The following is a 20017-nucleotide window of genomic DNA, read 5'->3' as shown; positions in this document are numbered from 1 at the left end:
GTTCGGCGTGCCGGCGTCCTCAGATCCAGCCATGGGCGAACCTCAGCAGGGCGTCGTTCTCCTCCGGCGCGCCGATGGTGACGCGGACACCGTCGGCGCCGTACTGGCGCACGACGATCAACTCCTTGGCGGCCTGCTCGACGAAGTCGTTCGTGCGGGGGCCCAACGGCAGCCAGACGAAGTTGGCCTGGGAGGCCGGCAGCTCGAAACCGGCGTCCCGCAGTGAGGCGCTGACGCGTCGGCGTTCGGCGACCACCGCGTCGGTGCGTTCCAGCAGTTCGTCGGCGGCCCGCAGCGACGCGATGGCGGCTGCCTGCGAGACGCTCGTCGCGGTGAACGGCACGTAGACCTTGTCCAGCGCGGTGATCACCTCGGGATGGCCGACGGCGTAGCCGATCCGCAGGCCCGCCAGACCATACGCCTTGGAGAAGGTCCGCAACACCACCACGTTGTCGCGGACGCGGACCAGGCCCAGGCTGTCGGGGGCCATCCCGTCGCGGACGTATTCGATGTAGGCCTCATCGATGACGATCAGGATGTCCGACGGCACGGCGTCGACGAAGCGGATCAGCGCCGCCGGATCGACGACGGTGGAGGTCGGGTTGTTGGGGTTGCAGACGAAGATGAGCCGGGTGCGGTCGGTGACTGCATCGAGCATCGCGTCGAGGTCGTAGGCGTGCTCGCACAGCGGCATCTGGATCGGGGTGGCGCCGGCGACCTGGACCTGCGGCGCATACAGCTCGAAGCTGCGCCACCCGAAGATCACCTCGTCACCCCCCGACGCGGTGATCTGCACGAGCTGCTGACACAGGCTGACCGAACCGCAGCCGACAGCGACATGCGCCGCCGTGAACCCGTCGCCCAGGTGCTCGGCCAGCGCGACTTTCAGCTGCACGCAGCCGTTGTCGGGATAGCGGTTGATCAGGTCGGTGGCGTTCTGAATGGCGGCGCGGACGCTGGGCAGGGGGCCGAATACGGTCTCGTTGCTCGCCAGCTTGATGGCGCCGGGCACGGTCTTGCCGGGAACGTAGACGGGCAGCCCGGCCAGCGCGGGCCGCAGGCGGGCGGTCACTTCGACAGCATATGTCGCGGCTGTGTACGCTATGCCTCCGGCGGCTTCGGTATCCGGGGTCGGGTACCCTTTGGAAGGCCATGGAGGCGTGCCAGAGCGGCCGAATGGGGCTCACTGCTAATGAGTTGTCCCCCTCAAAGGGGACCGGAGGTTCAAATCCTCTCGCCTCCGCCACGCAATACCTGCTAGACCACAACTGAAGACCGGCGCCCGTAGCTCAACGGATAGAGCATCTGACTACGGATCAGAAGGTTAGGGGTTCGAATCCCTTCGGGCGCGCTCGTGAGATTTCCCCGGCCGGTGGTCGGGGATTTTTTATTGGCCCGGGACCGCGTGTAAAGCCATTTTACAAGCGGCCGGCCATCTATAACGTTCCAATAACGATCCCGCGTCTATCAGCGATGAACCATTAGTATCGCTGAATTCCAGTCACCACATAGACCGAGAGCTGCCGCATGTCTTTTTTGTTTACACAGCCCCAATTGTTGGCGAGCGCGGCGACGGATTTGGCCGGGATCGGTTCGACACTCAGTGCGGCCAACGCGGCAGCGGCCCTGCCGACGACGAGTGTGATGGCGGCCGGAGCCGACGACGTCTCCGCGGCCATGGCGACCATATTCGGCGCCCACGCCCAGCAGTACCAGGCGATGGGAGCGCAGGCGTCGAAGCTGCATGACCAGTTCGTCCAGGCGATGAACGGCGCCTCCGGTGCGTACGCAGACGCCGAGTCGGCGAACGCGAAGCCCCTGCAGCCGGTTGCGCCGGTCACCGCACCGGCTCGGGCAGCGGTAAATTACTGCAGCACCCGAGCGGCCACTGTTAGCGCCGGCAGGCCCGTGGGATTGCTATCGGCGAGTCGCGCTAGTGTCGGGCCGGTTGGGCCGCCCAACCGGGGTGCGACCGGCGGCAGCACCAGGGCGAACGCCTTGGGACCGGCCGGCGCGACAACGATCGCGGGCAGGCGAGCCACGGCCGGCGGGCCCGGCGTCATCGCGGCCGCCGCCAAACGGCCTCACAGGTCCTTCGGGGCCGGTGGCCCCGGCGCCCGCGGCAACGCGACCGACCTGCGAGCCCGCTAAGCCCGTGTCTCGATCAGCGTCAGCGCCCGCTCGAACAGGTGCACCGTCGCCGCGTGCAGCTGATCGCCGACCGCCTTCTCGGCCTGCCCCGCGCACGCACGGGCCAGCGTGCCCTCGATGACTATGCCGAGCTTGAAGCACGCCAACACCGTGTACCACGCGATGTCCGACAGATCCCGGGTGGTGTTGGCGGCGTAGCGCTCTAACAACTCGTCGGTGCCGGCCAAGCCGTCGGTGCCGCCCAGGGCGTGGCTGAAGACGCTCGATCCGTCTGATTGCCGCCAGGTGGCCAGCAGCCAGCCCAGGTCCAACAGCGGGTCGCCGATGGTGCACATCTCCCAGTCGACGATGGCCACGACGTCGGGTCCGGTGCGGGAGAACATCACGTTGGCCGCGTGGTAGTCGCCGTGCATGATGCCCGGCGCCCAGTGGGTCGGCCGGTGCCGCTCCAGCCAGCTGGACACCTCGGCGATGCCAGGGATGTTCGGACCGGGATAGCTGTCGTATTCCTGGTAGGACTCGAGCTCGGCAAGCCAGCGCGGCACTTGGCGTTCCAGGAAGCCGTCGGGCTTGCCGAAGTCCGCGAGCCCGACGGCGACGTGGTCGACGGCACCCAGTCTGGCCAGCGCGTCGGCCATCGACAACCCCATCCCGTGCCGCACTTGCGGGTTGCCGGCGTGCAGCGGCGGCAGGCCTTCCCCGGCATTGAACCCGTCGATCGGCTCCATCAGGTAGAAGACCGCGTCACCGAGCACGCCGGTGTCCGCACACGTCGCGATCAACCGGGGGTGCGGCACGTCGGATCCGGCCAGCGCGGCCAGCACGCGTGTTTCCCGCAGGATCACGCTGTTGGTGCGGGGGCGCAGGTGCCGCGGACCCCGTCGCAGCACGTAGGGCCGCCCGGACCGGGTGAACCGCAGCATGACGTTCTGGGTGCCGCCGGTCACCGCGGTCACGTCCTGCAGTGGGCCCTCGCCCAGTCCCTGCTCCGTCATCCACCGGGCGACGGCGTCCAGGGCGTCCGTATCCATCGCTGTCATGCGTTGGCGCGCAGGGTGTAGCGCACCGTTTGCGCCCAGATCATGCCGTCGCGGAACACGAAGGTGTCCACGCCGTCGTCGGCTCGGCTACCCGCCGCCACGGCCGCCCATTCGAGGAAGAGCACATCGCCGGCAAAGATCTGGGACTTCAAATCCCAGTCCGCCTCGGGCAGATCGTCGAGCACCTTGACGAACACCTGGCGGATCTCGTCACGACCTCGCGCGACGCCGGCGGAGGTGATCACCACCGAGTCGTCGGCATAGTCGGCGACGATCTCGTCGAGGTCCCCGGTGACGAGCGACTGCCCGTGATGTGCGAAAACTTCCTGCGGCGTGCGTGTCATGCTGCTCCCTTGCAACCTGTAGACCCTCTGGGAAAAGGGTAGGCGAGCGGCGCGCGGCGCCCGCGGCGGGAAGAATAGTTTGCGAAACTCACTACTTGGCGAGGGGGCCGACATGCCGCGCACCGACAATGATTCGTGGGAGATCACCCAGAGCGTGGGATCGACCGCGCTCGGCGTGGCCGCGGCTCGCGCCGCCGAAACCGAGAGTGAGAACCCGCTGATCCAAGACCCCTTCGCGCGGGTTTTCCTGGACGCGGTCGGCGACGGCATGTGGAGCCTTTACGCCGATCCCGAGCTGCTGGCCCAGGCATCCGAGATCGACCCCCAGGTGCAAGCGCGGGCCCAGATGCTGGTCGACTTCATGGCCACCAGGACGGCGTTTTTCGACGAGTACTTCCTCGCGGCCGCCGACTCCGGGGTCCGGCAGGTGGTCATCCTGGCCGCCGGACTCGACGCGCGGGCGTGGCGGCTGCCCTGGCCCGACGGCACCGTCATCTACGAACTCGACCAGCCCAAGGTGCTGGAGTTCAAGACCGCCACCTTGGACCGGCACGGTGCCACGCCGACTGCGCGACTGGTCAACGTCCCGGTCGATCTGCGGCAGGACTGGCCGACAGCCTTGCAGGAGGCGGGGTTCGACCCCAGCCGGCCGTCGGCCTGGTCTGCTGAGGGGCTGGTGCGTTACCTGCCCGCCCAGGCCCAGGACCTGCTGTTCGAGCGGATCGACCACCTCAGCGCGCCCGGCAGCTGGTTGGCCTCCAATGTCCCCGGGGAGGGATTCATCGACCCCGACTTGGTGGCGCGCCAGCGGGAAGAGATGCAGCGCATGCGTGCGGTGGCGGCCCACGTCACGCACGCCCAGCTGCCGGCCGTGGAGGATCTCTGGTACGCCGAGGAGCGCACCGCGCTGGCCGAGTGGTTGGGCGATCGTGGCTGGGAGGCTTCCGCGGTGGATTTCCCCGGACTGATGGCCCGCTATGGTCGCCGGGTCGCCGACGGCGCCGAGGTCGCCATGCCCCCGACGCTGTTCGTGTCCGCGCAGCGACCGAAATAGCTGATCTGCCAGTATCTCCCGCAGACTCGGGAGGACGCGGTTATCGTGCGCCCATGGCATATCTCGAGGTGGTGCCGGAGCTTCTCAGTTCCGCGGCGACGGATCTGCACAGCATCGGCTCGGCGCTCGCTGCCGCTAACAACGCCGCGTCAGTGCCGACGACCGCAGTGCTGGCCGCCGGCGCCGACGACATCTCGGCCGCCGTTGCGGCGCTGTTTGCCGGGCATGCTCAGCGCTACCAGGCGCTGAGCGCACAGGTCGGCGCGTTCCATCAGCAGTTCGTGCAACTGCTGAGTTCGGGAGCGTCGTCATATGCGGCGGCCGAAGCGGCCAGCGCCGGCCCCCTGCAGCAGGCACTCGACCTGGTCAATCAGCCAACCCAGACGCTCTTCGGTCGTCCCCTGATCGGTGCTGGCGCCGACGGCACGGCGGCCAAGCCGAACGGCGCCCCTGGGGGATTGTTGTACGGCAACGGCGGCAACGGGTTCTCGCAATCGGCGCCGGGCGTCGCGGGCGGGGCCGGCGGTTCCGGCGGACTGATCGGCAACGGCGGCCGCGGTGGTTCCGGGGGTGCCAATGCAGCCGGTGGCGCGGGCGGCCACGGCGGATGGCTGTTCGGAAACGGCGGTGCTGGCGGCCAAGGTGGGGCGGGCGCAGCCGGAACCGCGGCCGCGGCGCCCGCCGGCGGCGGGACCGGAGGTGCCGGGGGCGCGGCGGGGCTGATCGGCACCGGGGGCGCCGGGGGTGCTGGCGGACTGGGCGGCAGCACCGCGGTGAATATCGCCGGGCCGCAGGCGATTGGCAGCGGTGGCAACGGCGGCGCCGGAGGGCGCGGCGGCTGGCTGTCCGGAAACGGCGGAGCCGGTGGTCTCGGCGGCAACGCCGGCAACCCCTATGTGGACGACGGCGCGACCATTCTCGCCGCGACGGCGACGTCGGGCGCCGGCGGACACGGGGGTGCGGGGGGCGCTGCGGGACTGCTCGGTTCCGGCGGCGTAGGTGGTGCCGGTGGGAACGGTGGATTCGCCGGACCGGACAACATCTTCACCCCGCCGGGCGGGTCCTCGATTCAGCTCAGCGGCGGTGCCACGTTTGCCTATCCGCTACAAGCTCAGGTCGCCGGCGTCGGCGGGGACGGCGGAGCCGGGGGTGGCGGCGGCCGGTTGTACGGCCAGGGCGGGGCCGGCGGCGCCGGCGGAATCGGCGGACCCGCCGCTTACTCCAGCGCGGCCGGCACCTTGGAGGCCGCGATCGGTGGGGTCGGCGGGGGAGGCGGCGCGGGCGGCGCCGCCGGTCTGCTGGGCATCGGGGGAGCGGGCGGATCCGGTGGCACCGGCGGCCTCAGTGGAGCGACCGGCGCCGGGCCGGGGGGTGTCGGCGGGATCGGAGGCCGGGGCGCAGCCGTGGGCGGGGCCGCGGACCGGACGGCCCTGTCGGCCCCGCCGGCCCTGTCGGATAACAGGGATCCGGCGAAGTTCCGTCGGGCGATACCGACCGAATGCCGCTCGGGGGATCGGGTGGTATGGCAGCTCCGGCACTGTTGACTGATGCAGCGAGGGATCTGGCGACCGTGGCAGTCAACCTGGATTCCGCGAATCTTGCCGCGGCGGTGCCGACTGCCGACATTTTCGACCGCAGGCGCTGACGAGGTGTCAGCGGCAATCGCTGCAGTGTTCTCCGGTTACGCGCGGCAGTATCAGGCACTCAGCAGCCGAGTCGGGGCGTTTCACCAGCAGTTCTTGGAGACGTTGACCGGGGCTGCGGAAAGCTATGCCTCCGCCGAAGCGGCCAACGTGACGCTGCAAGCCTGGCAACGGGACATCCTCGGCGGCATCAACGCTCCCACACAGGCCCTGCTGGGTCGGCCGCTGATCGGAGGCGGTGCCGACGGCACGCCGTCGAACCCCAACGGCGGAGCCGGCGGCCTGCTGTATGGCGATGGTGGTAAAGGTTTTTCGCAATCCGCGACCGACGCTGTGGCGAGTCACCCCAGGGCGTCTACGGCGGCGCCGGCGGCGCCGGCGGTTCGGCCGGCTTGATCGGCAAGGGTGGCGCCGGAGCGGCGGAGGGATCCGGCGGACTCACCGGCTACGTCGATTCCGCGAACCCCGAGGAGAGCGAATTCTTCATCGGTAGTGGCGGTCGCCGCGGCGGATGGCTCGGAGGCGCCGGCGGCTCTTCCTTCACCGAAGGCGGGGGTGACGAGAATGGTGCCGCGGGAGGCGCGGGTGGCAACGGCGGGGCCGGCGGTGCGTCAAGGCTGGTCGGCAGCGGCGGCAGCGGCGGCAACGGCGGCAGCGGGGCGATGGGCGGGTCGTCGGCACCCCAGGGCGCCATGGGACCCAGCGGCCGAAACGGTAGCGACGGTGCGGACGACGTCGTATCCAGCGGTGTCGGTCTGCTCGGTTAATACTCGTCTTCGATCGTCGTCACCCCGGCGAGCGAGTTGACTGCAGCTGTTCCACGTCCTCCTTGATCGCTGCGATCGCGTCCACTGGGGTCAGGTTCTGCCCCTGGCTGTTCTGTCCCAGTTGCGGCCAGCCCGCACCGTCGGGTCCGCGCAACTGGTCCCAGATGTCGCGCACCTTAGCCAACAGTTCGGTCTGTTCCTCATCGGTAAGAGCCATCAACCATCCTTCGCTCGTTGCGATGCCACACGCGGCGGCAAACTGTTGCGGTGTCAGTCCGTTGGCCGAATTCATGTCGCAACGCCCGAACGGCGGCGCGCCCTGCGGCAGATTCGGGCTGTAGCCGCTGCCGTCGGTGTATTGATGCGCCACCTGGCCCGGCAGATTCGGGTTGGACCCGTATCCCGCCGCGACCACCCGAAGCCCGGGCGGGCGCACCCGCCACATATTGAAGAAGTCATAGGCGTTGGCATATCCGATGATTCGCGCCGCCGATCCGGTGTAGTCGGCCAGATTCCAATACAGCTGGTTGATCCAGCTCGACCCGTCGCCGGGCGGGTTGCCTCCGGATTCGACATCGAGCATCAAGGCCACCCGTGGATGCAGGCCACCCTGAGCGTCGATCATCGAACGCACCGTGGCGGCGTTGGCCTGCCAATTGGGGCGGACGTAGGTGTAGACGATGCCGAATGTCAGCCGGCCGCTGTCTATTGCGCCGCGCATCCACGCGTAGTTGCGCGAGAAGTTGTGGTCCCGGTAGGTGCCGTCACTGACGCGAATGGACAGCACCTGATACGGATATGAGTCATCAACCGGCACTTGATATTCCGAGACATCAGCGAACAAGGTATCAGTCACCGCACCGTTATCCCCCTCTACTGCAACCCATTTACCGGTTGACCATGCTACAGAAGCGGACGGTCAGACCCGGCCCGGTATCGTCGCAGGTATGGCTGATCGGCCCGCCACGGTCGGCGACGTGCACCGGATCGCCGCGTCCATGCCACACGTCAAACGGCTCGAGGGGCCCAAAGGTAATCCGATCTATCAGGTGGGGGGAAAGTCGTTCGTGTTCTTCCGTACGCCGCAGCCGGATTGCACCGATCCCGACACCGGAGAGCGTTGGGCCGACGTGATCATGCTGTGGGTGGAGTCCGACAGCGACAAGCTCGCCCTGACCCAGGACCCTGGGTCGCCGTTCTTCAGCACTCCCCATTTCGACGGGCACCCCTCGGTGCTGGTGCGCGCCGGCCGGCTGGCCGAGATCGACGTGACGGAATTGACCGAGCTGGTTCAGGACGCGTGGTTGTGCCGCGCTTCGACTAAGCGCGCCGCTGCCTGGCTGGCCGCGCAGCCCACGCGCGGCGGCTGAATCCGCGGCATCCTCCTGCCTTTTTCATGTTTAGGCATGAGTACAACGGGCAACGCTCCTGGGGCGGGAATTGTTTCGGGCAACAATGGAGGTCTCTATGTATCGCGGTCGCGGAATTGTCGGGGTAATTGTTCTGGCCTGGCTGCTCATCGGAGTCCTCGCAGCCTGGCAGCGAAACTACTTCAAGGGCGAGGAAACCAGTTGTGCCTCACTGGGAACCGTCGCGGTAACGGTGATAGCGGGGCCATTGAATTACATGGGCGTAAATCCGAAAGTCAAAGATTGCCATGCGCCCAAGTTGCCGCAGCCCAGTGCAATGCAATCGATCAGTTATGTCCCTGCTAGGTAAAGGAAAGTTGTCATGATTGTCGTCGGCGCTCTGTTGCTCATCCTCGGCTTCGTCTTCGGGGTGCATTTGTTGACGGTGCTTGGAGTGGTCCTGCTTGTTGTCGGTGCGGTGATGTGGGCCATGGGCTCCGTCGGCCGGCCCGTCGCCGGCAGGCGAAACTGGTACTGATCGCGGCACACCGGGAAGGTCCCGTGACCGCAGCTGCGGTCACGGGATCCTTTCGTTTCACAGCGGGGGCATAGGGACGGCATAGCCTCGGCCCAGTCCGGTGCGGATACTGGAACTCGTGGCGGCTCCCCGAACTGAGCGCGTGGTCATGTGCCGCGCCGACGGTCAACCGGTCACCGTGCTGGTGGTGGACGACGAACCCGTGCTGGCCGAGATGGTGTCGATGGCCCTGCGGTATGAGGGCTGGAACATCGCCACCGCCAGTGACGGTTCGACGGCCATCGCCGCCGCCCGCGCCGAGCGCCCCGACGTCGTCGTCCTCGACGTGATGCTGCCGGACATGAGCGGCCTGGACGTCCTACACAAGCTGCGTCAGGAGCATCCCGGTCTGCCGGTTCTGCTGTTGACGGCCAAGGACGCCGTGGAAGACCGGATCGCCGGATTGACCGCCGGCGGAGACGACTACGTCACCAAGCCGTTCAGCATCGAAGAAGTGGTACTGCGGTTGCGTGCCCTACTGCGACGCACCGGCGTCACCACCGTCGACAGTGGCGCCCAACTCGTCGTCGGCGATCTGGTCCTCGACGAGGACAGCCACGAGGTGACCCGGGCAGGTGAGCCGATTTCGTTGACCTCCACCGAGTTCGAGCTGTTGCGGTTCATGATGCGCAACGCCAAGCGGGTGCTGAGTAAGGCGCAGATACTGGACCGCGTCTGGAGCTACGATTTCGGCGGCCGGTCCAACATCGTCGAGCTGTACATCTCCTACCTGCGCAAGAAGATCGATAACGGTCGCGAACCCATGATTCACACGCTGCGCGGCGCAGGTTATGTCCTCAAGCCGGCGCGCTAGAAGCCCGCGGGTCTGGTCGCTTCGGCTGCGCCTGATCGTCGGTCAGGTCGCGGTTCTCGCGGTCGTGTGCGTCGGCATCACCGCCGCAACCGAACTCGCGTTACGCCACCACTTGCTGGCACAGCTGGACAGCCAGCTCAGCGGTACCTCCTACCGTTCCTCGCTGCTGTACCCCGAATCGCCCCGGCACCGCGAGCCGCGCTTTCCCAAGACCGGTCCCGGCCCCCGTTTCCTGGACGCTCCGGGCCAGCCCGCCGGGATGGTCGCGGCGGTGGTCAGCGACGGCAAAACGTTGGACGCCGGCTACCTGACCGGCAGCGGCGCCCGCGCTGCGTTGACACCGACCGCCCAGCGCCAGTTGGAGCAGATCGCCGGCAGCCGCTCGCCGGTGACGCTGAACCTCGACGGCTTGGGCCGTTACCGGGTGGTCGCCGCCCCGAGCCGCAACCGGGCCGACGTCATCGTGACCGGGCTGTCGATGTCCAACATCGACGCCACCGAATTCCGGATGCTGGTCATATTCGGCATCGTCACCCTGATCGCCGTGGCCGCCGCTACCGTCGCCGGCGTCGTCATCATCCGGCGGGCACTGGCGCCGCTGCAGCGGGTGTCTCAGACCGCGACGAAAGTCGCGGATCTGCCGTTGGACCGCGGTGAGGTGGAGCTGCCGGTGCGGGTGCCGGAGTCCGATGCAAACCCGTATACCGAGGTGGGCCAACTCGGTTCGGCGCTCAACAGGATGCTCGATCACATCTCTGCCGCTCTGTCGACCCGGCAGGCCAGCGAGACCCGGGTCCGCCAGTTCGTCGCCGATGCCAGCCACGAACTGCGTACGCCGCTCGCGGCGATCCGCGGCTACACCGAACTCGCTCAACGCATGGGTGACGACCGCGAGGCCGTTGCGCACGCCATGAGCCGGGTGGCATCCGAGACCGACCGGATCACCCGCCTGGTCGAGGACTTGCTGCTGCTGGCCAGGCTGGATTCCGGTCGGCCGCTCGAGCGCGAACCGGTCGACCTGTCCCGCCTCGCGGTCGACGCCGTCAGTGACGCACACATCGCCGGGCCGGACCACCAGTGGGAACTCGATCTGCCGCCGGAACCCGTGTTGGTCACCGGAGACGAGGCACGCCTGCGACAGGTGATGGCAAATCTGCTGGCCAACGCCCGCATTCACACGGCGCCGGGCACGGTGGTCACCACCCGATTGAGCACCGAGCAGACTCAGACGCTACTGCAGGTCATCGACAACGGCCCGGGAATTCCGGCGGCGCAGCAGTCAGAGGTTTTCGAGCGGTTCGCACGCGGGGACAGCTCACGCTCGCGCAAGGGCGGCAGTACGGGGCTGGGTTTGGCGATCGTCTCCGCTGTCGTCAAGGCACACGACGGAACAATCACGGTGAACAGCCGGCCCGGCCGCACCGAGTTCGCGGTGCGGTTGCCGGGCAACGACCGGCAACCGTCCGCGAACGACTTTCAAGACACTGCAGGACGTCGAACTATGAGCAGGTGACGTCGATCTCGAAGGGCTTGTTCACCGGGGACATCGGGTTGGCCATGTCCACCCCGGTGGCGGTGCCGGTGATCTTGTAGGCGTTGCCGTTCTTGGTCGCCTCGGCCTTGCCCTGGCCGGTGCCGGATGTGTAGGCGAGGGTGACGCCGTTGACGTTGCCGAGGCCGACGGACTTCACCTCAGGCGGATTGGCGTCGGTGAGCACCGCGGCGATGCCTGTCGCCGCCCCACCGATCGCGATGTTGACGTTGCCGGCCGCCGTCGTGCACACGGTCGTGCCGGTCACGTGCTGGTCCTGCCCGTCGATGATCACCTTCGTGCCGGATGCGCCGGAGGATGCGCTTGCGCTCGAGGACCCGCTGCCCGTGTTGGACTTGTTGCTCGAACATCCGGAAAGACCCGCGACCAGAATGGCCGCTCCGGCCACCGCGACCGTCAGCCCACGCTTCACCTGTGTGCTCCTTTGCCTGTTGTAGCGGTCCATCGTCATTGCGGACCGCCACGGCAGTATGCGACTTCACCGGACGGAATGGCTAGGGTCCAACGAAAAGAATTTGCGCGCGAGTTGCCACTCAGGACGGCTCGATTAATGGCAAGGTAGTGCCGGTGGATCACAAGCCTCCTGCCCAGACAATCGAATCGGCACATAGCCGGCATCCGCTACCATTCGATGACACAAGGGATTTCGACGACGCAGACCGGGGTTTTATCGCCGCTCTGACGCCGTGCGTCATCAAGGCGGCCGACGGCCGCGTGGTGTGGGACAACGACGTTTACGCGTTCCTCGACGGGCCGGCGCCCACGTCGGTGCACCCCAGTCTCTGGCGGCAGTCCACGCTGGCTGCCAAGCAGGGCCTCTACGAGGTGGTGCCGGGGATCTATCAGGTGCGCGGGTTCGACATCTCCAACATCAGCTTCGTCGAAGGTGACACCGGAGTGATCGTCATCGATCCGCTGGTGTCCACGGAGGTGGCCGCCGCCGCACTGGACCTGTACCGCGCCCATCGGGGTGGCGACCGGCCCGTGGTCGCGGTGATCTACACCCACAGCCACGTCGATCACTTCGGCGGCGTGCTCGGCGTGACCTCGCAGGCCGACGTGGACGCCGGGAAGGTGGCGGTGCTGGCGCCGGAGGGCTTCACCGCACACGCCGTCCAGGAGAACGTCTACGCCGGTCCGGCAATGACCCGCCGCGCCACCTACATGTACGGCACGTTGTTGGAACGCGGTCCGCAGGAGCAGGTCGGGTGCGGACTCGGCCAGACGCCGTCGACCGGTGAAGTCGGGCTGATCGTCCCGACCGTCGATATCAGGCAGACGGGCGAGACGCACACCATCGACGGCGTGCAGATCGAGTTCCAGATGGCGCCGGGCACCGAGGCTCCCGCCGAAATGCACTTCTACTTCCCGCAGTTTCGCGCGCTGTGCATGGCCGAGAACGCCACGCATAACCTGCACAATCTGCTGACCCTGCGCGGTGCCCTGGTGCGGGACCCCCATGCCTGGTCGGGTTATCTCACCGAGGCGATCGACGCCTTCGCCGACCGCGCGGACGTGGTTTTCGCTTCGCATCACTGGCCCACCTGGGGGCACGACCACATCGTCGAGTTTCTCTCGCTGCAGCGCGACCTGTACGCCTACCTGCACGACCAGACGTTGCGACTGCTCAATCAGGGCTTCACCGGTGTGGAGATCGCCGAGATGTTCCAGATGCCACCGGCGTTGGACCGGGCCTGGCATGCGCGCGGCTATTACGGCTCGGTCAGCCACAACGTCAAGGCCGTCTACCAGCGTTACATGGGATGGTTCGACGGCAACCCGGGCCGGCTGTGGCCGCACCCGCCCGAGGCGCTCGGCCCCCGCTACGTCGCAGCCCTCGGTGGCATCGACCGGGTGGTCGAATTGGCCCGCGCGGCCTTCGATTCCGGCGATTTCCGTTGGGCGGCAACGTTACTCGATCACGCCATGTTCACCGACGAGCACCACGGCGCGGCCCGCGAGCTGTACGCGGACACCCTGGAACAGTTGGGCTACGGCGCCGAGAACGCGACGTGGCGCAACTTCTTCATGAGCGGTGCCACCGAACTGCGCGTCGGCAACTTCGGCACCGCGACCCAAGCTACGTCGCTGACCCTGCTGTCCCAGTTGACGCCCGAGCAGATTTTCGACGGCCTCGCCATCCGGGTGAATGGTCCACGCAGCTGGGATTTGGATATCGCCATCGACATCACGTTCGCCGACCTGGACGCCAATTACCGGCTGGCGTTGCGCAACGGCGTCCTGGTGCGGCGCCAGGTACCCGCCGATCCCGACTCCGCCACGGTTACGGTGAAGCTGGACACGACGTTCCGGCTTCTCGGTGTCGCGATGGGCGACTTCAGCTCGCCCGGCCTCGAGGTGTCGGGTGATGAGAGCGCCCTGCAATCGCTGTTGGCGGTGCTCGACGAGCCGGACCCCAACTTCAACATCGTGGTCCCCTAGACGGTATGGAGGCGACTTGAGGCCGAAGGCCTCGGGCTGCAATCGGTCGTGGGTTGCCGGTGTCGAGTGAACACTCGCACTGGTAGAGCCACAGTTGCAGATCAGGAGGCCTCCGGTGAGTTTCAACGGTACGAGTGTCGGGTTGGACGTGCACGCACTTTCGGTGGTTGCGCATGCATTCGATGAACAGACGGGTCGCGTTGAGCGGGCACGGTTGTGTCCGGATCAAGCCGAGATCCTGGATTGGTTGCATAGGCTGCCTGGCCCGGTCAGGGTCGCTTATGAGGCGGGTCCGACGGGTTTCGGGTTGGCCCGTGCGTTGGCCGAAGCTGACATCGAGTGCACGGTTGCCGCGCCGTCGAAATTGATCCGCCCGGCTGGGGATCGGGTCAAGACCGATGCGCGGGATGCCGCTCATCTGACTCGGCTGCTTCGCCTGGGTGAGATCACTGCGGTGTAGGTGCCCGAGCGGGAGGTGGAGGCAGCGCGGGATCTGGTGCGTGTTCGTGAGGACGCCCGCACTGATCTGATGCGCGTTCGCCATCGGCTTTCCAAACTGCTCCTGCGCCACGGCCGGGTCTATTCAGGTGGTAAGGCATGGACTGGGGTGCACGAAACGTGGCTTCGGCGGCAGCGTTTCGACAATCCGCACATTGTGGCGGCGTTCGATCATCACTTCGACGCGGTCCTTCACGCCACTGCCGCCCGGGATCGGCTCGACACCCAGATCATCGAGGTTGCCGCGTTGCCACGATTCGTCGACACCGTCAATCGCCTGGGTTGTCTGCGTGGAATATCGGCACTGACCGGCCTAGCGCTGACCGTGGAGATCGGTGATTGGACTCGGTTCACCGGTTCGTCCATCGGCGCCTATGTCGGGTTGGTGCCCTGCGAATACTTCTCGGGATCTTCACGGGTGCAGGGTTCGATCACCAAAGCCGGCAACGCCCACGTACGACGGTTGTTGATCGAGGCGGCCTGGCACCACCGCGCGGCCTACCGTAACCCCGGTCCGACCATGCGAGCCCGGTGGGCCAAAGTCGATCCTGCCCTCAAAGCCCGCGGGCATGCCGGGAACCGGCGTCTACACCAACGATGGTGTCGGTTCAACGAGCGCAAGAAGCCGCACGTGGTGGCCAACGTCGCTGTCGCACGCGAGCTGGCCGGCTGGTGCTGGTCACTGGCGACCCTGGACTAAGCGACCGCCACCGGGCTTGATCGGAGTCAGCCGGTCCACGGGCGAGGTAAGCGAACCGGATCTGCGTTACAGCTATGAGCCACAACGTAATCCAACTGGATTTCTGTGTGACGCCCGTCCCTAGAGAGCAGCCACCGTTCGCGCCGCACCATCGTCTTGCGGTAACCAACCCGCGTATATCAATCTGACACCACCGTCGTTGAGCAACGACCGCCAACAAACCGGCTGACACCGATCAAACGTAAGCCGCCCCGACATTCGCCGGGGCGGCTTTCACCTGCCTATTGACAAACCGTGCCTACATATCAGCTGTTCGCCGCGAGTCAGGCGACGTCGATGATGACCTTGCCCAGCACTTTGCGGTCGGCCACAAAGCGCAGCGCCGCGGCCGTTTCCGCCAACGGGAAGCGCGCGCCGATGTACGGGCGGATCTTGCCGTCGGCGAACATCTGTGACAGCTCGGCTAGATCGCGCGCGCACTCGTCGGGATAGTCGTCGGCGAATGTGCGGATCTCCATGCCGCGAATGGTGATGTCCTTGAGCATCACCAGATTCAGCGGAATGGCCGGTATGGATCCGGCCGCATAGCCGAGGGTGACGAACATGCCGCCGCGGGCCAGGCCCCGCAGCGCGGGCTCCGCATAGGATCCGCCGACCGGGTCCAGGACCACCCGGGCGCCCCCGCCGGTCAGCTCCCGGATGCGCAGCTTCAGGTCCTCGTCGTCGTAGTCGACGGTGGCCTCGGCGCCGCGCTCGCGGCACAGGTCCAGCTTCTTCGGACTGGACGCTGCCGCCAGCACCCGCGCCCCCATCGCTACCGCCAGATCGACGGCGGCCAGCCCCACGCCACCCGCCGCCCCCAGCACCACCACCCATTCCCCCGGGGCGACCCGGGCTACCGAGCGCAACGCGTGATACGCCGTGCGGTAGGTCACGCCGAACGCTGCGGCGGAGGCGAAGTCGACACCGTCGGGCACCGATGCGGCCGTCGCGGCGTCCAGCACCGCCGCCTCCGCGAACGCCCCGAACGTCGTGCCGAAGACCCGGTGGCCCGGCGTCGTGGTCGCTCCTGCGCCGACCGCTATGACCTCGCCGGCGATCTCGTTGCCGGGTATGAACGGCGGCGGGATCTTGACCTGGTACTTGCCCGCGATGAAGAGCACGTCCGGGAAGTTGACCGCCGCGGCATGTACCCGGACCAGCACCTGACCGGGTGCGGGCACCGGGTCGGCAACCTCGGCGAGCACCAGGTCCTCCGGGGGCCCGTAGGCGTTGCAGACGATGGCGCGCATCAACGGACTCCCAGCCCGAGCAGGCAGAACTTCACCAGGTGCTCGATATCTTCCCGGCCCGGCCGGTCGGCCGACCCCACGTACCGCCGCATCATCGCGACGGTGCCACCGTAGACCGCCTCGACGTCGCGCTCGATGTCGGTGCTACCGAGTGCGGTGATCGGTTCGGTGAGTAGATCGCGCAGCGGCCGCATCATTTCCCGGTCTGCGGCAAGCCAGTTCGACAGCTGCCCCGCCACCGCCCGGCTCATGCTGATCAGGTGCGGATCGGCGACCTGCGCCAGCGTCCCTTCGATCCAGCGGGCAATCTGGTCTCGTGGCCGGGGCTCTTTGGCCATCTGGTGCTGCAAATAGGACACCACGATCGCTATGCCGCGCTCCATCACCGCCAGGATGAGGTCGTCCTTTCCGGCGAAATACCGGTAGAACGCCTTGTTCGACGAACCCGACTCGGCCACGATATCGCTGACCCGGGGAGGGTCGGGAGCTACCCGCTCCATCACTCGTACCGCGGCGGCCAGGATGCGTTCCACTTCCTCGGTGGCCTCACGCTGGCGGTCGTCGAGGGCGCGCCCGACGGCCGCGGATACTCGGTCAGTCACGGCTAATCGGGAAGCGCCGGAACGCGATCGATCAGCCCGGCGTACTTCTTGCGCGCCGCCTCACGGCGAACGTCGAGCATCTCATTGGGCCATGCGCCTTCCTCGGCCTGGTAGTTCTTGAGCAACATCCGGGCCAAGTTGACCTTGTGCGCCTCGGTCGGCCCGTCGGCCAGACCGAGCGCAATGCCGCCCAGTAAGACGTTGACCAGCGGCAGCTGATCGCTGAGCCCCAGCGCGCCGTGAACCTGAATAGCGCGCAGTGCAATGGATTTCAGAACCTGCGAGGCCAGGATCTTGCAGACACCGATCTCGGCGCGAGCCGCGCGTTCGTCCCCGCTGTCGATCAGCCAGGCGGCGTGCAGCACCGTCAACCGGAACGGAATCAGCTCGGTGTGCGAGTCGGCGATGAACTCTTGCACCAGTTGCTTATCGGCCAGTGAACTGCCCTGCGTGAAACGGCTTTTCGCGCGGCGCGACATCATCTCGATGGCCCGCTGCGCCATCCCGATGGAGCGCATGGCGTGGTGCAGACGACCACCCGCCAGTCGGGTCTGCAGAATCAGGAAGCCCTGGCCCGGTTGGCCCAGCAGCGCATCCGCACCGACCCGGACGTCGTGGTAGCGCACCAGCGAGTGGCCGGGTTCGTGCGGATCGGCGCCGACCAGGTGGTGGTTGGCTTCGATGGTGAGACCCGGGGTGCCGGCCGGAATGAGGAAGGTGGATGCGCCGTGGTGCACCGGCACATCTGGGTCGGAGATGGCGACCACGATGAAGAACGAGGCGACCGATGCGTTGGACGAGAAGAACTTCTGTCCCGTGATCACCCAGGCGTCGCCGTCACGCACCGCACGGGTCGTGAAGACCCGCGGGTCCGCACCGCCTTGTGGTTCGGTCATCGAGAAGCAGGAGAAGATCTCCCCCGACAGCAGGCCGGCCAGATACCGGTCCTTCTGTTCCTGGGTGCCGAAGCGAGCCAGGATTTCCGCGTTGCCGGTGTCGGGCGCCTGGGTTCCGAAGATGATCGGCGCCCAGGGGCTGCGGCCGAGAATCTCGTTGATCAGCGTCAGCTTGACTGCGCCGAAACCCTGGCCGCCGAGTTCGGGCCCCAAATGTGGTGCCCACAAACCTTGCTCGCGCACCTGCTGCTTGAGTGGATCGACGATGCGGCGGCGTTCCTCGTTGAGCGGCAGGAACTCGCAGCCCGGAAACAGCACCTCGAGCGGTTCCACCTCGTCGCGTACGAACTCCCGGACCCACTCGAGCTTCTTCTCGAACGCCGGCTCGGTGGAGAAGTCCCATGCCATCGAATCACTCCTGCCTGTCAGGGAATGCCGCCGTCGGCCCGAACGATCGAGCCGGTAGTGAAACTGGACGCGTCAGACGCCAGAAACAATGCGGCACCGACAATTTCGGCGGGGTCCCCCGCGCGTTTGAGCGACAGGTGCCCGAACATCTCGGACCCGCGCTCCGCCAGGTTCCATGCCTTGCTGACGTCGGTCAGAAAGGGACCGGCCATCAGCGTGTTGACCCGGACGGTCGGCCCGAACGCGCGTGCGAAACCCTCGGTCATGGCGTTGAGCCCGGCCTTGGCCGAGGCGTAGGGGACGATGTCCGGGCTCGGACGCAGCGAGCCTGCCGAACTCACGTTGATGATCGAGCCGCGGCCGGCGGCCACCATCCGTTCGCCCACCAATGCCGAAAGTCGGAAGGGCCCTTTGAGATTGAGATTGAACACCGAATCGTAGAGCTTCTCGGTGACCTCCGAAAGCTTGCCGTACAACGGCGACATTCCGGCGTTATTGATCAGGGTGTCGACCTTGCCGAACGCGTCATAGGCCGCTTCCACCAATCCGTCGAGCTGATCCCATCGGCCCACGTGCACCTGGTAGGGCAGGGCGGTGCGGCCGGTCTCAGCCTCGATCTCCTTGGCGACGGCGACGCAGTTCTCCATGTTGCGGCTGGCGATCACCACGTCGGCGCCGCAACGCGCCAAGCCGAAGGCCATCTCCCGGCCCAGGCCGCGACTGCCGCCGGTGATCAGCACCACCTGGTCAGTTAGGTCGAAAAGCTGTTCCGCGTAGCCCATTTCAAGACCTCGTCAGCCCTGCGGCGGTCGCGATGAGCTGCGGGATCATCGCCCCGAACGTGTCCTTGATCTTCGGATCGACCTTCCCGGTGCGCACCCCCGCAGCGTAGGTCTTCTCCAGCACGATGCCCAGTTTCCAGTTCGCCAACACCAGGTAATAGCCGATGTGTTCGGTGGACAGCCCGCTGATCGACTCGTAGTGCGAAAGCAGTTCGCCGCGCCGGGGCATACCGGCCATGTCGAGGTAGAACCCGCCGGCGCGCGGTTCCTCACCGTCGTATCCCAGCAGCGCCCACGCCAGGTCTAACAGCGGGTCACCGACCGTCGTCATCTCCCAGTCCACAATCGCTGCCAGCCGGGCCGGCGCCCCGTGGGCGAACATCACGTTCGCGAACTGGTAATCGCCGTGCATGATGCCGGGCGTGTAGTGCGCCGGCCGGTTGCGGCGCAGCCAGTCCGCCGCCTCGTCGAGGCCGGGCAACTCGCGCACCTTGTAGGAGTCGAGGAAGGCCAGCCAGCGGTCGACCTGTCGTTCATGGAAGCCGTCCGGGCGGCCGAAGCCGTCCAGGCCCTGGCCGCGCCAGTCCACCCGGCCCAGCTTGGCGGCGCCTTCGACGAGCTGGAATGCCAGCTCTCGACGGGCCGCGAGGTCGGTGTCGAAAGGCGCTCGCCAGCCGCCGCCCATCGGGCTCCACCCGTCGATCGCGCGCATCACGTAGAACGGCATACCCAGCACCGAGCCGGTTTCGTCGGCGGCGATCAACTCCGCGTGCGGAACATCCGTGCCGGACAGGGCCCGCACCAGGCGGATCTCGCGGAGCAGGCCGTCGATGCGCGCGGCGTCGGCGCGCGGGCCGGGCATCCGCAGCACCATCCGTTCGGACCCCCGGCGGATGAGATACAGGGTGTTCTGTGAACCGCCGCTGAGCTGTTCTGAAGCCGCCCGTTCGCCATGCCCCGGCGCGTCATGCGCGTCGAGCCACCGGCCTAGCACACCGGCATCCGGTTCGGTTCCGCTCTCCGTCGACATGTCCGGCACACCCCACTCTCTCTGCAGAGAATAGCATTCTCCGCAGCGTCGCCAAGGGGATGCGACGTCGCGTGCG

At 67.1% G+C, this 20017-nt stretch carries 21 protein-coding genes, 2 tRNA genes and 1 pseudogene; 14 read left to right on the top strand and 10 right to left on the bottom strand.

The window, feature by feature from the left end; all coding sequences use genetic code 11:
• Positions 1-19: 19 nt before the first annotated feature.
• The gene (locus tag JX552_RS29840; RefSeq protein ID WP_205875380.1) at positions 20-1072 is read right to left on the bottom strand and encodes an aromatic amino acid aminotransferase; all 1053 of its coding nucleotides are present in this window, start codon (positions 1070-1072) and stop codon (positions 20-22) included.
• Positions 1073-1154: 82 nt separating this feature from the next.
• Between JX552_RS29840 and JX552_RS29835 the strand changes: the two genes are divergently transcribed.
• The 3 genes from JX552_RS29835 (at position 1155) to JX552_RS33585 (ending at position 2151) form a co-directional block, all read left to right on the top strand.
• Positions 1155-1246 (top strand) — tRNA-Ser (locus tag JX552_RS29835).
• A 32-nt stretch (positions 1247-1278) separates the two neighbouring features.
• Positions 1279-1351: transfer RNA gene (locus JX552_RS29830), tRNA-Arg, on the top strand.
• A 176-nt stretch (positions 1352-1527) separates the two neighbouring features.
• Complete coding sequence (locus tag JX552_RS33585) at positions 1528-2151, top strand: PE family protein (protein ID WP_205875379.1); 624 nt, start codon at positions 1528-1530, stop codon at positions 2149-2151.
• On the opposite strand, the gene JX552_RS29820 is transcribed toward JX552_RS33585, so the two are convergent.
• Together JX552_RS29820 and JX552_RS29815 are read right to left on the bottom strand one after the other, a co-directional pair.
• A complete protein-coding gene (locus JX552_RS29820; protein WP_205878762.1) occupies positions 2148-3182 on the bottom strand; it encodes a phosphotransferase family protein in 1035 nt (344 codons plus the stop codon). The genes JX552_RS33585 and JX552_RS29820 overlap by 4 nt on opposite strands.
• A 5-nt stretch (positions 3183-3187) precedes the next feature.
• A complete protein-coding gene (locus JX552_RS29815; protein ID WP_205875378.1) occupies positions 3188-3535 on the bottom strand; it encodes a nuclear transport factor 2 family protein in 348 nt (115 codons plus the stop codon).
• A 112-nt stretch (positions 3536-3647) separates the two neighbouring features.
• On the opposite strand from JX552_RS29815, the gene JX552_RS29810 reads away from it, so the two are divergent.
• From JX552_RS29810 to JX552_RS32960, 4 genes are all read left to right on the top strand, one after another.
• Positions 3648-4589 carry a class I SAM-dependent methyltransferase gene (locus tag JX552_RS29810; RefSeq protein ID WP_205875377.1) on the top strand — a complete coding sequence of 314 codons (942 nt, stop codon included), beginning with the start codon at positions 3648-3650 and terminating at the stop codon, positions 4587-4589.
• Positions 4590-4642: 53 nt separating this feature from the next.
• Positions 4643-6133, top strand: a complete 1491-nt coding sequence (locus tag JX552_RS33580; protein WP_205875376.1) for a PE domain-containing protein — start codon at positions 4643-4645, stop codon at positions 6131-6133.
• Positions 6134-6238: 105 nt separating this feature from the next.
• The gene (locus tag JX552_RS29800; RefSeq protein ID WP_205875375.1) at positions 6239-6628 is read left to right on the top strand and encodes a PE family protein; all 390 of its coding nucleotides are present in this window, start codon (positions 6239-6241) and stop codon (positions 6626-6628) included.
• Entirely contained in the window at positions 6625-6999 is a 375-nt protein-coding gene (locus JX552_RS32960; RefSeq protein WP_241011253.1) for a hypothetical protein, read from the top strand. Before JX552_RS29800 ends, JX552_RS32960 begins: the two co-directional genes overlap by 4 nt.
• A 19-nt stretch (positions 7000-7018) precedes the next feature.
• Here the strand turns inward: JX552_RS32960 and JX552_RS29790 are convergent, their stop codons facing one another.
• A complete protein-coding gene (locus JX552_RS29790) occupies positions 7019-7855 on the bottom strand; it encodes a glycoside hydrolase family 25 domain-containing protein (RefSeq protein WP_205875374.1) in 837 nt (278 codons plus the stop codon).
• Between the two features lie 91 nt (positions 7856-7946).
• Between JX552_RS29790 and JX552_RS29785 the strand changes: the two genes are divergently transcribed.
• From JX552_RS29785 to JX552_RS29770, 5 genes are all read left to right on the top strand, one after another.
• Positions 7947-8369, top strand: coding sequence for an MmcQ/YjbR family DNA-binding protein (locus tag JX552_RS29785; RefSeq protein ID WP_205875373.1), 423 nt, complete (start codon positions 7947-7949; stop codon positions 8367-8369).
• 85 nt (positions 8370-8454) lie between these two features.
• On the top strand, positions 8455-8718 hold the full coding sequence (locus JX552_RS32955) for a hypothetical protein (RefSeq protein WP_241010771.1): 264 nt from the start codon (positions 8455-8457) through the stop codon (positions 8716-8718).
• Between the two features lie 12 nt (positions 8719-8730).
• Entirely contained in the window at positions 8731-8886 is a 156-nt protein-coding gene (locus tag JX552_RS29780; protein ID WP_167544975.1) for a DUF6131 family protein, read from the top strand.
• Positions 8887-9034: 148 nt separating this feature from the next.
• Positions 9035-9739 carry a two-component system response regulator TcrX gene (gene tcrX / locus JX552_RS29775; RefSeq protein WP_205878761.1) on the top strand — a complete coding sequence of 235 codons (705 nt, stop codon included), beginning with the start codon at positions 9035-9037 and terminating at the stop codon, positions 9737-9739.
• A complete protein-coding gene (locus JX552_RS29770; RefSeq protein WP_205875372.1) occupies positions 9717-11252 on the top strand; it encodes a sensor histidine kinase in 1536 nt (511 codons plus the stop codon). The genes tcrX and JX552_RS29770 overlap by 23 nt, the downstream gene beginning before the upstream one ends.
• Here the strand turns inward: JX552_RS29770 and JX552_RS29765 are convergent.
• The gene (locus JX552_RS29765) at positions 11239-11703 is read right to left on the bottom strand and encodes a lipoprotein LpqH (RefSeq protein ID WP_205875371.1); all 465 of its coding nucleotides are present in this window, start codon (positions 11701-11703) and stop codon (positions 11239-11241) included. The two genes, JX552_RS29770 and JX552_RS29765, sit on opposite strands and share 14 nt — an antisense overlap.
• 149 nt (positions 11704-11852) lie before the next feature.
• On the opposite strand from JX552_RS29765, the gene JX552_RS29760 reads away from it, so the two are divergent.
• Positions 11853-13733 carry an alkyl/aryl-sulfatase gene (locus JX552_RS29760; protein WP_205875370.1) on the top strand — a complete coding sequence of 627 codons (1881 nt, stop codon included), beginning with the start codon at positions 11853-11855 and terminating at the stop codon, positions 13731-13733.
• Between the two features lie 115 nt (positions 13734-13848).
• Positions 13849-14931 (top strand): annotated as a pseudogene (locus JX552_RS29755) (IS110 family RNA-guided transposase).
• 323 nt (positions 14932-15254) lie between these two features.
• Here JX552_RS29755 and JX552_RS29750 read toward each other — a convergent pair.
• The 5 genes from JX552_RS29750 to JX552_RS29730 are packed head-to-tail and all read right to left on the bottom strand — an operon-like array spanning position 15255 to position 19941.
• On the bottom strand, positions 15255-16223 hold the full coding sequence (locus tag JX552_RS29750; RefSeq protein ID WP_205875369.1) for an NADPH:quinone oxidoreductase family protein: 969 nt from the start codon (positions 16221-16223) through the stop codon (positions 15255-15257).
• The gene (locus JX552_RS29745; RefSeq protein ID WP_205875368.1) at positions 16223-16825 is read right to left on the bottom strand and encodes a TetR/AcrR family transcriptional regulator; all 603 of its coding nucleotides are present in this window, start codon (positions 16823-16825) and stop codon (positions 16223-16225) included. Before JX552_RS29745 ends, JX552_RS29750 begins: the two co-directional genes overlap by 1 nt.
• A gap of 2 nt (positions 16826-16827) precedes the next feature.
• Positions 16828-18129, bottom strand: a complete 1302-nt coding sequence (locus JX552_RS29740) for an acyl-CoA dehydrogenase family protein (RefSeq protein WP_205875367.1) — start codon at positions 18127-18129, stop codon at positions 16828-16830.
• Positions 18130-18146: 17 nt separating this feature from the next.
• The gene (locus tag JX552_RS29735) at positions 18147-18911 is read right to left on the bottom strand and encodes an SDR family NAD(P)-dependent oxidoreductase (RefSeq protein WP_205875366.1); all 765 of its coding nucleotides are present in this window, start codon (positions 18909-18911) and stop codon (positions 18147-18149) included.
• A gap of 1 nt (position 18912) precedes the next feature.
• Positions 18913-19941, bottom strand: coding sequence for a phosphotransferase family protein (locus JX552_RS29730; protein ID WP_205875365.1), 1029 nt, complete (start codon positions 19939-19941; stop codon positions 18913-18915).
• Between the last annotated feature and the right edge of the window lie 76 nt (positions 19942-20017).

The sequence above is a fragment of the Mycobacterium gordonae genome (genome assembly GCF_017086405.1).
Classification (GTDB): Bacteria; Actinomycetota; Actinomycetes; order Mycobacteriales; family Mycobacteriaceae; genus Mycobacterium; species Mycobacterium gordonae_D.
Note: the sequence above shows the minus strand (reverse complement) of the source record. Positions and strands in the feature narration are given on the sequence as shown.

Bases quoted from the DNA above. Each gene is read 5' to 3' on its own strand.
- JX552_RS33580 (WP_205875376.1), top strand. From the start codon at position 4,643: ATGGCATATCTCGAGGTGGTGCCGGAGCTTCTCAGTTCCGCGGCGACG.
- JX552_RS32955 (WP_241010771.1), top strand. From the start codon at position 8,455: ATGGAGGTCTCTATGTATCGCGGTCGCGGAATTGTCGGGGTAATTGTT.
- JX552_RS29780 (WP_167544975.1), top strand. From the start codon at position 8,731: ATGATTGTCGTCGGCGCTCTGTTGCTCATCCTCGGCTTCGTCTTCGGG.
- JX552_RS29810 (WP_205875377.1), top strand. From the start codon at position 3,648: ATGCCGCGCACCGACAATGATTCGTGGGAGATCACCCAGAGCGTGGGA.
- JX552_RS33585 (WP_205875379.1), top strand. From the start codon at position 1,528: ATGTCTTTTTTGTTTACACAGCCCCAATTGTTGGCGAGCGCGGCGACG.
- JX552_RS29740 (WP_205875367.1), bottom strand. From the start codon at position 18,129: ATGGCATGGGACTTCTCCACCGAGCCGGCGTTCGAGAAGAAGCTCGAG.
- JX552_RS29770 (WP_205875372.1), top strand. From the start codon at position 9,717: ATGTCCTCAAGCCGGCGCGCTAGAAGCCCGCGGGTCTGGTCGCTTCGG.
- JX552_RS29785 (WP_205875373.1), top strand. From the start codon at position 7,947: ATGGCTGATCGGCCCGCCACGGTCGGCGACGTGCACCGGATCGCCGCG.
- JX552_RS29730 (WP_205875365.1), bottom strand. From the start codon at position 19,941: ATGTCGACGGAGAGCGGAACCGAACCGGATGCCGGTGTGCTAGGCCGG.
- JX552_RS29815 (WP_205875378.1), bottom strand. From the start codon at position 3,535: ATGACACGCACGCCGCAGGAAGTTTTCGCACATCACGGGCAGTCGCTC.
- tcrX (WP_205878761.1), top strand. From the start codon at position 9,035: ATGTGCCGCGCCGACGGTCAACCGGTCACCGTGCTGGTGGTGGACGAC.
- JX552_RS29820 (WP_205878762.1), bottom strand. From the start codon at position 3,182: ATGGATACGGACGCCCTGGACGCCGTCGCCCGGTGGATGACGGAGCAG.
- JX552_RS29735 (WP_205875366.1), bottom strand. From the start codon at position 18,911: ATGGGCTACGCGGAACAGCTTTTCGACCTAACTGACCAGGTGGTGCTG.
- JX552_RS29750 (WP_205875369.1), bottom strand. From the start codon at position 16,223: ATGCGCGCCATCGTCTGCAACGCCTACGGGCCCCCGGAGGACCTGGTG.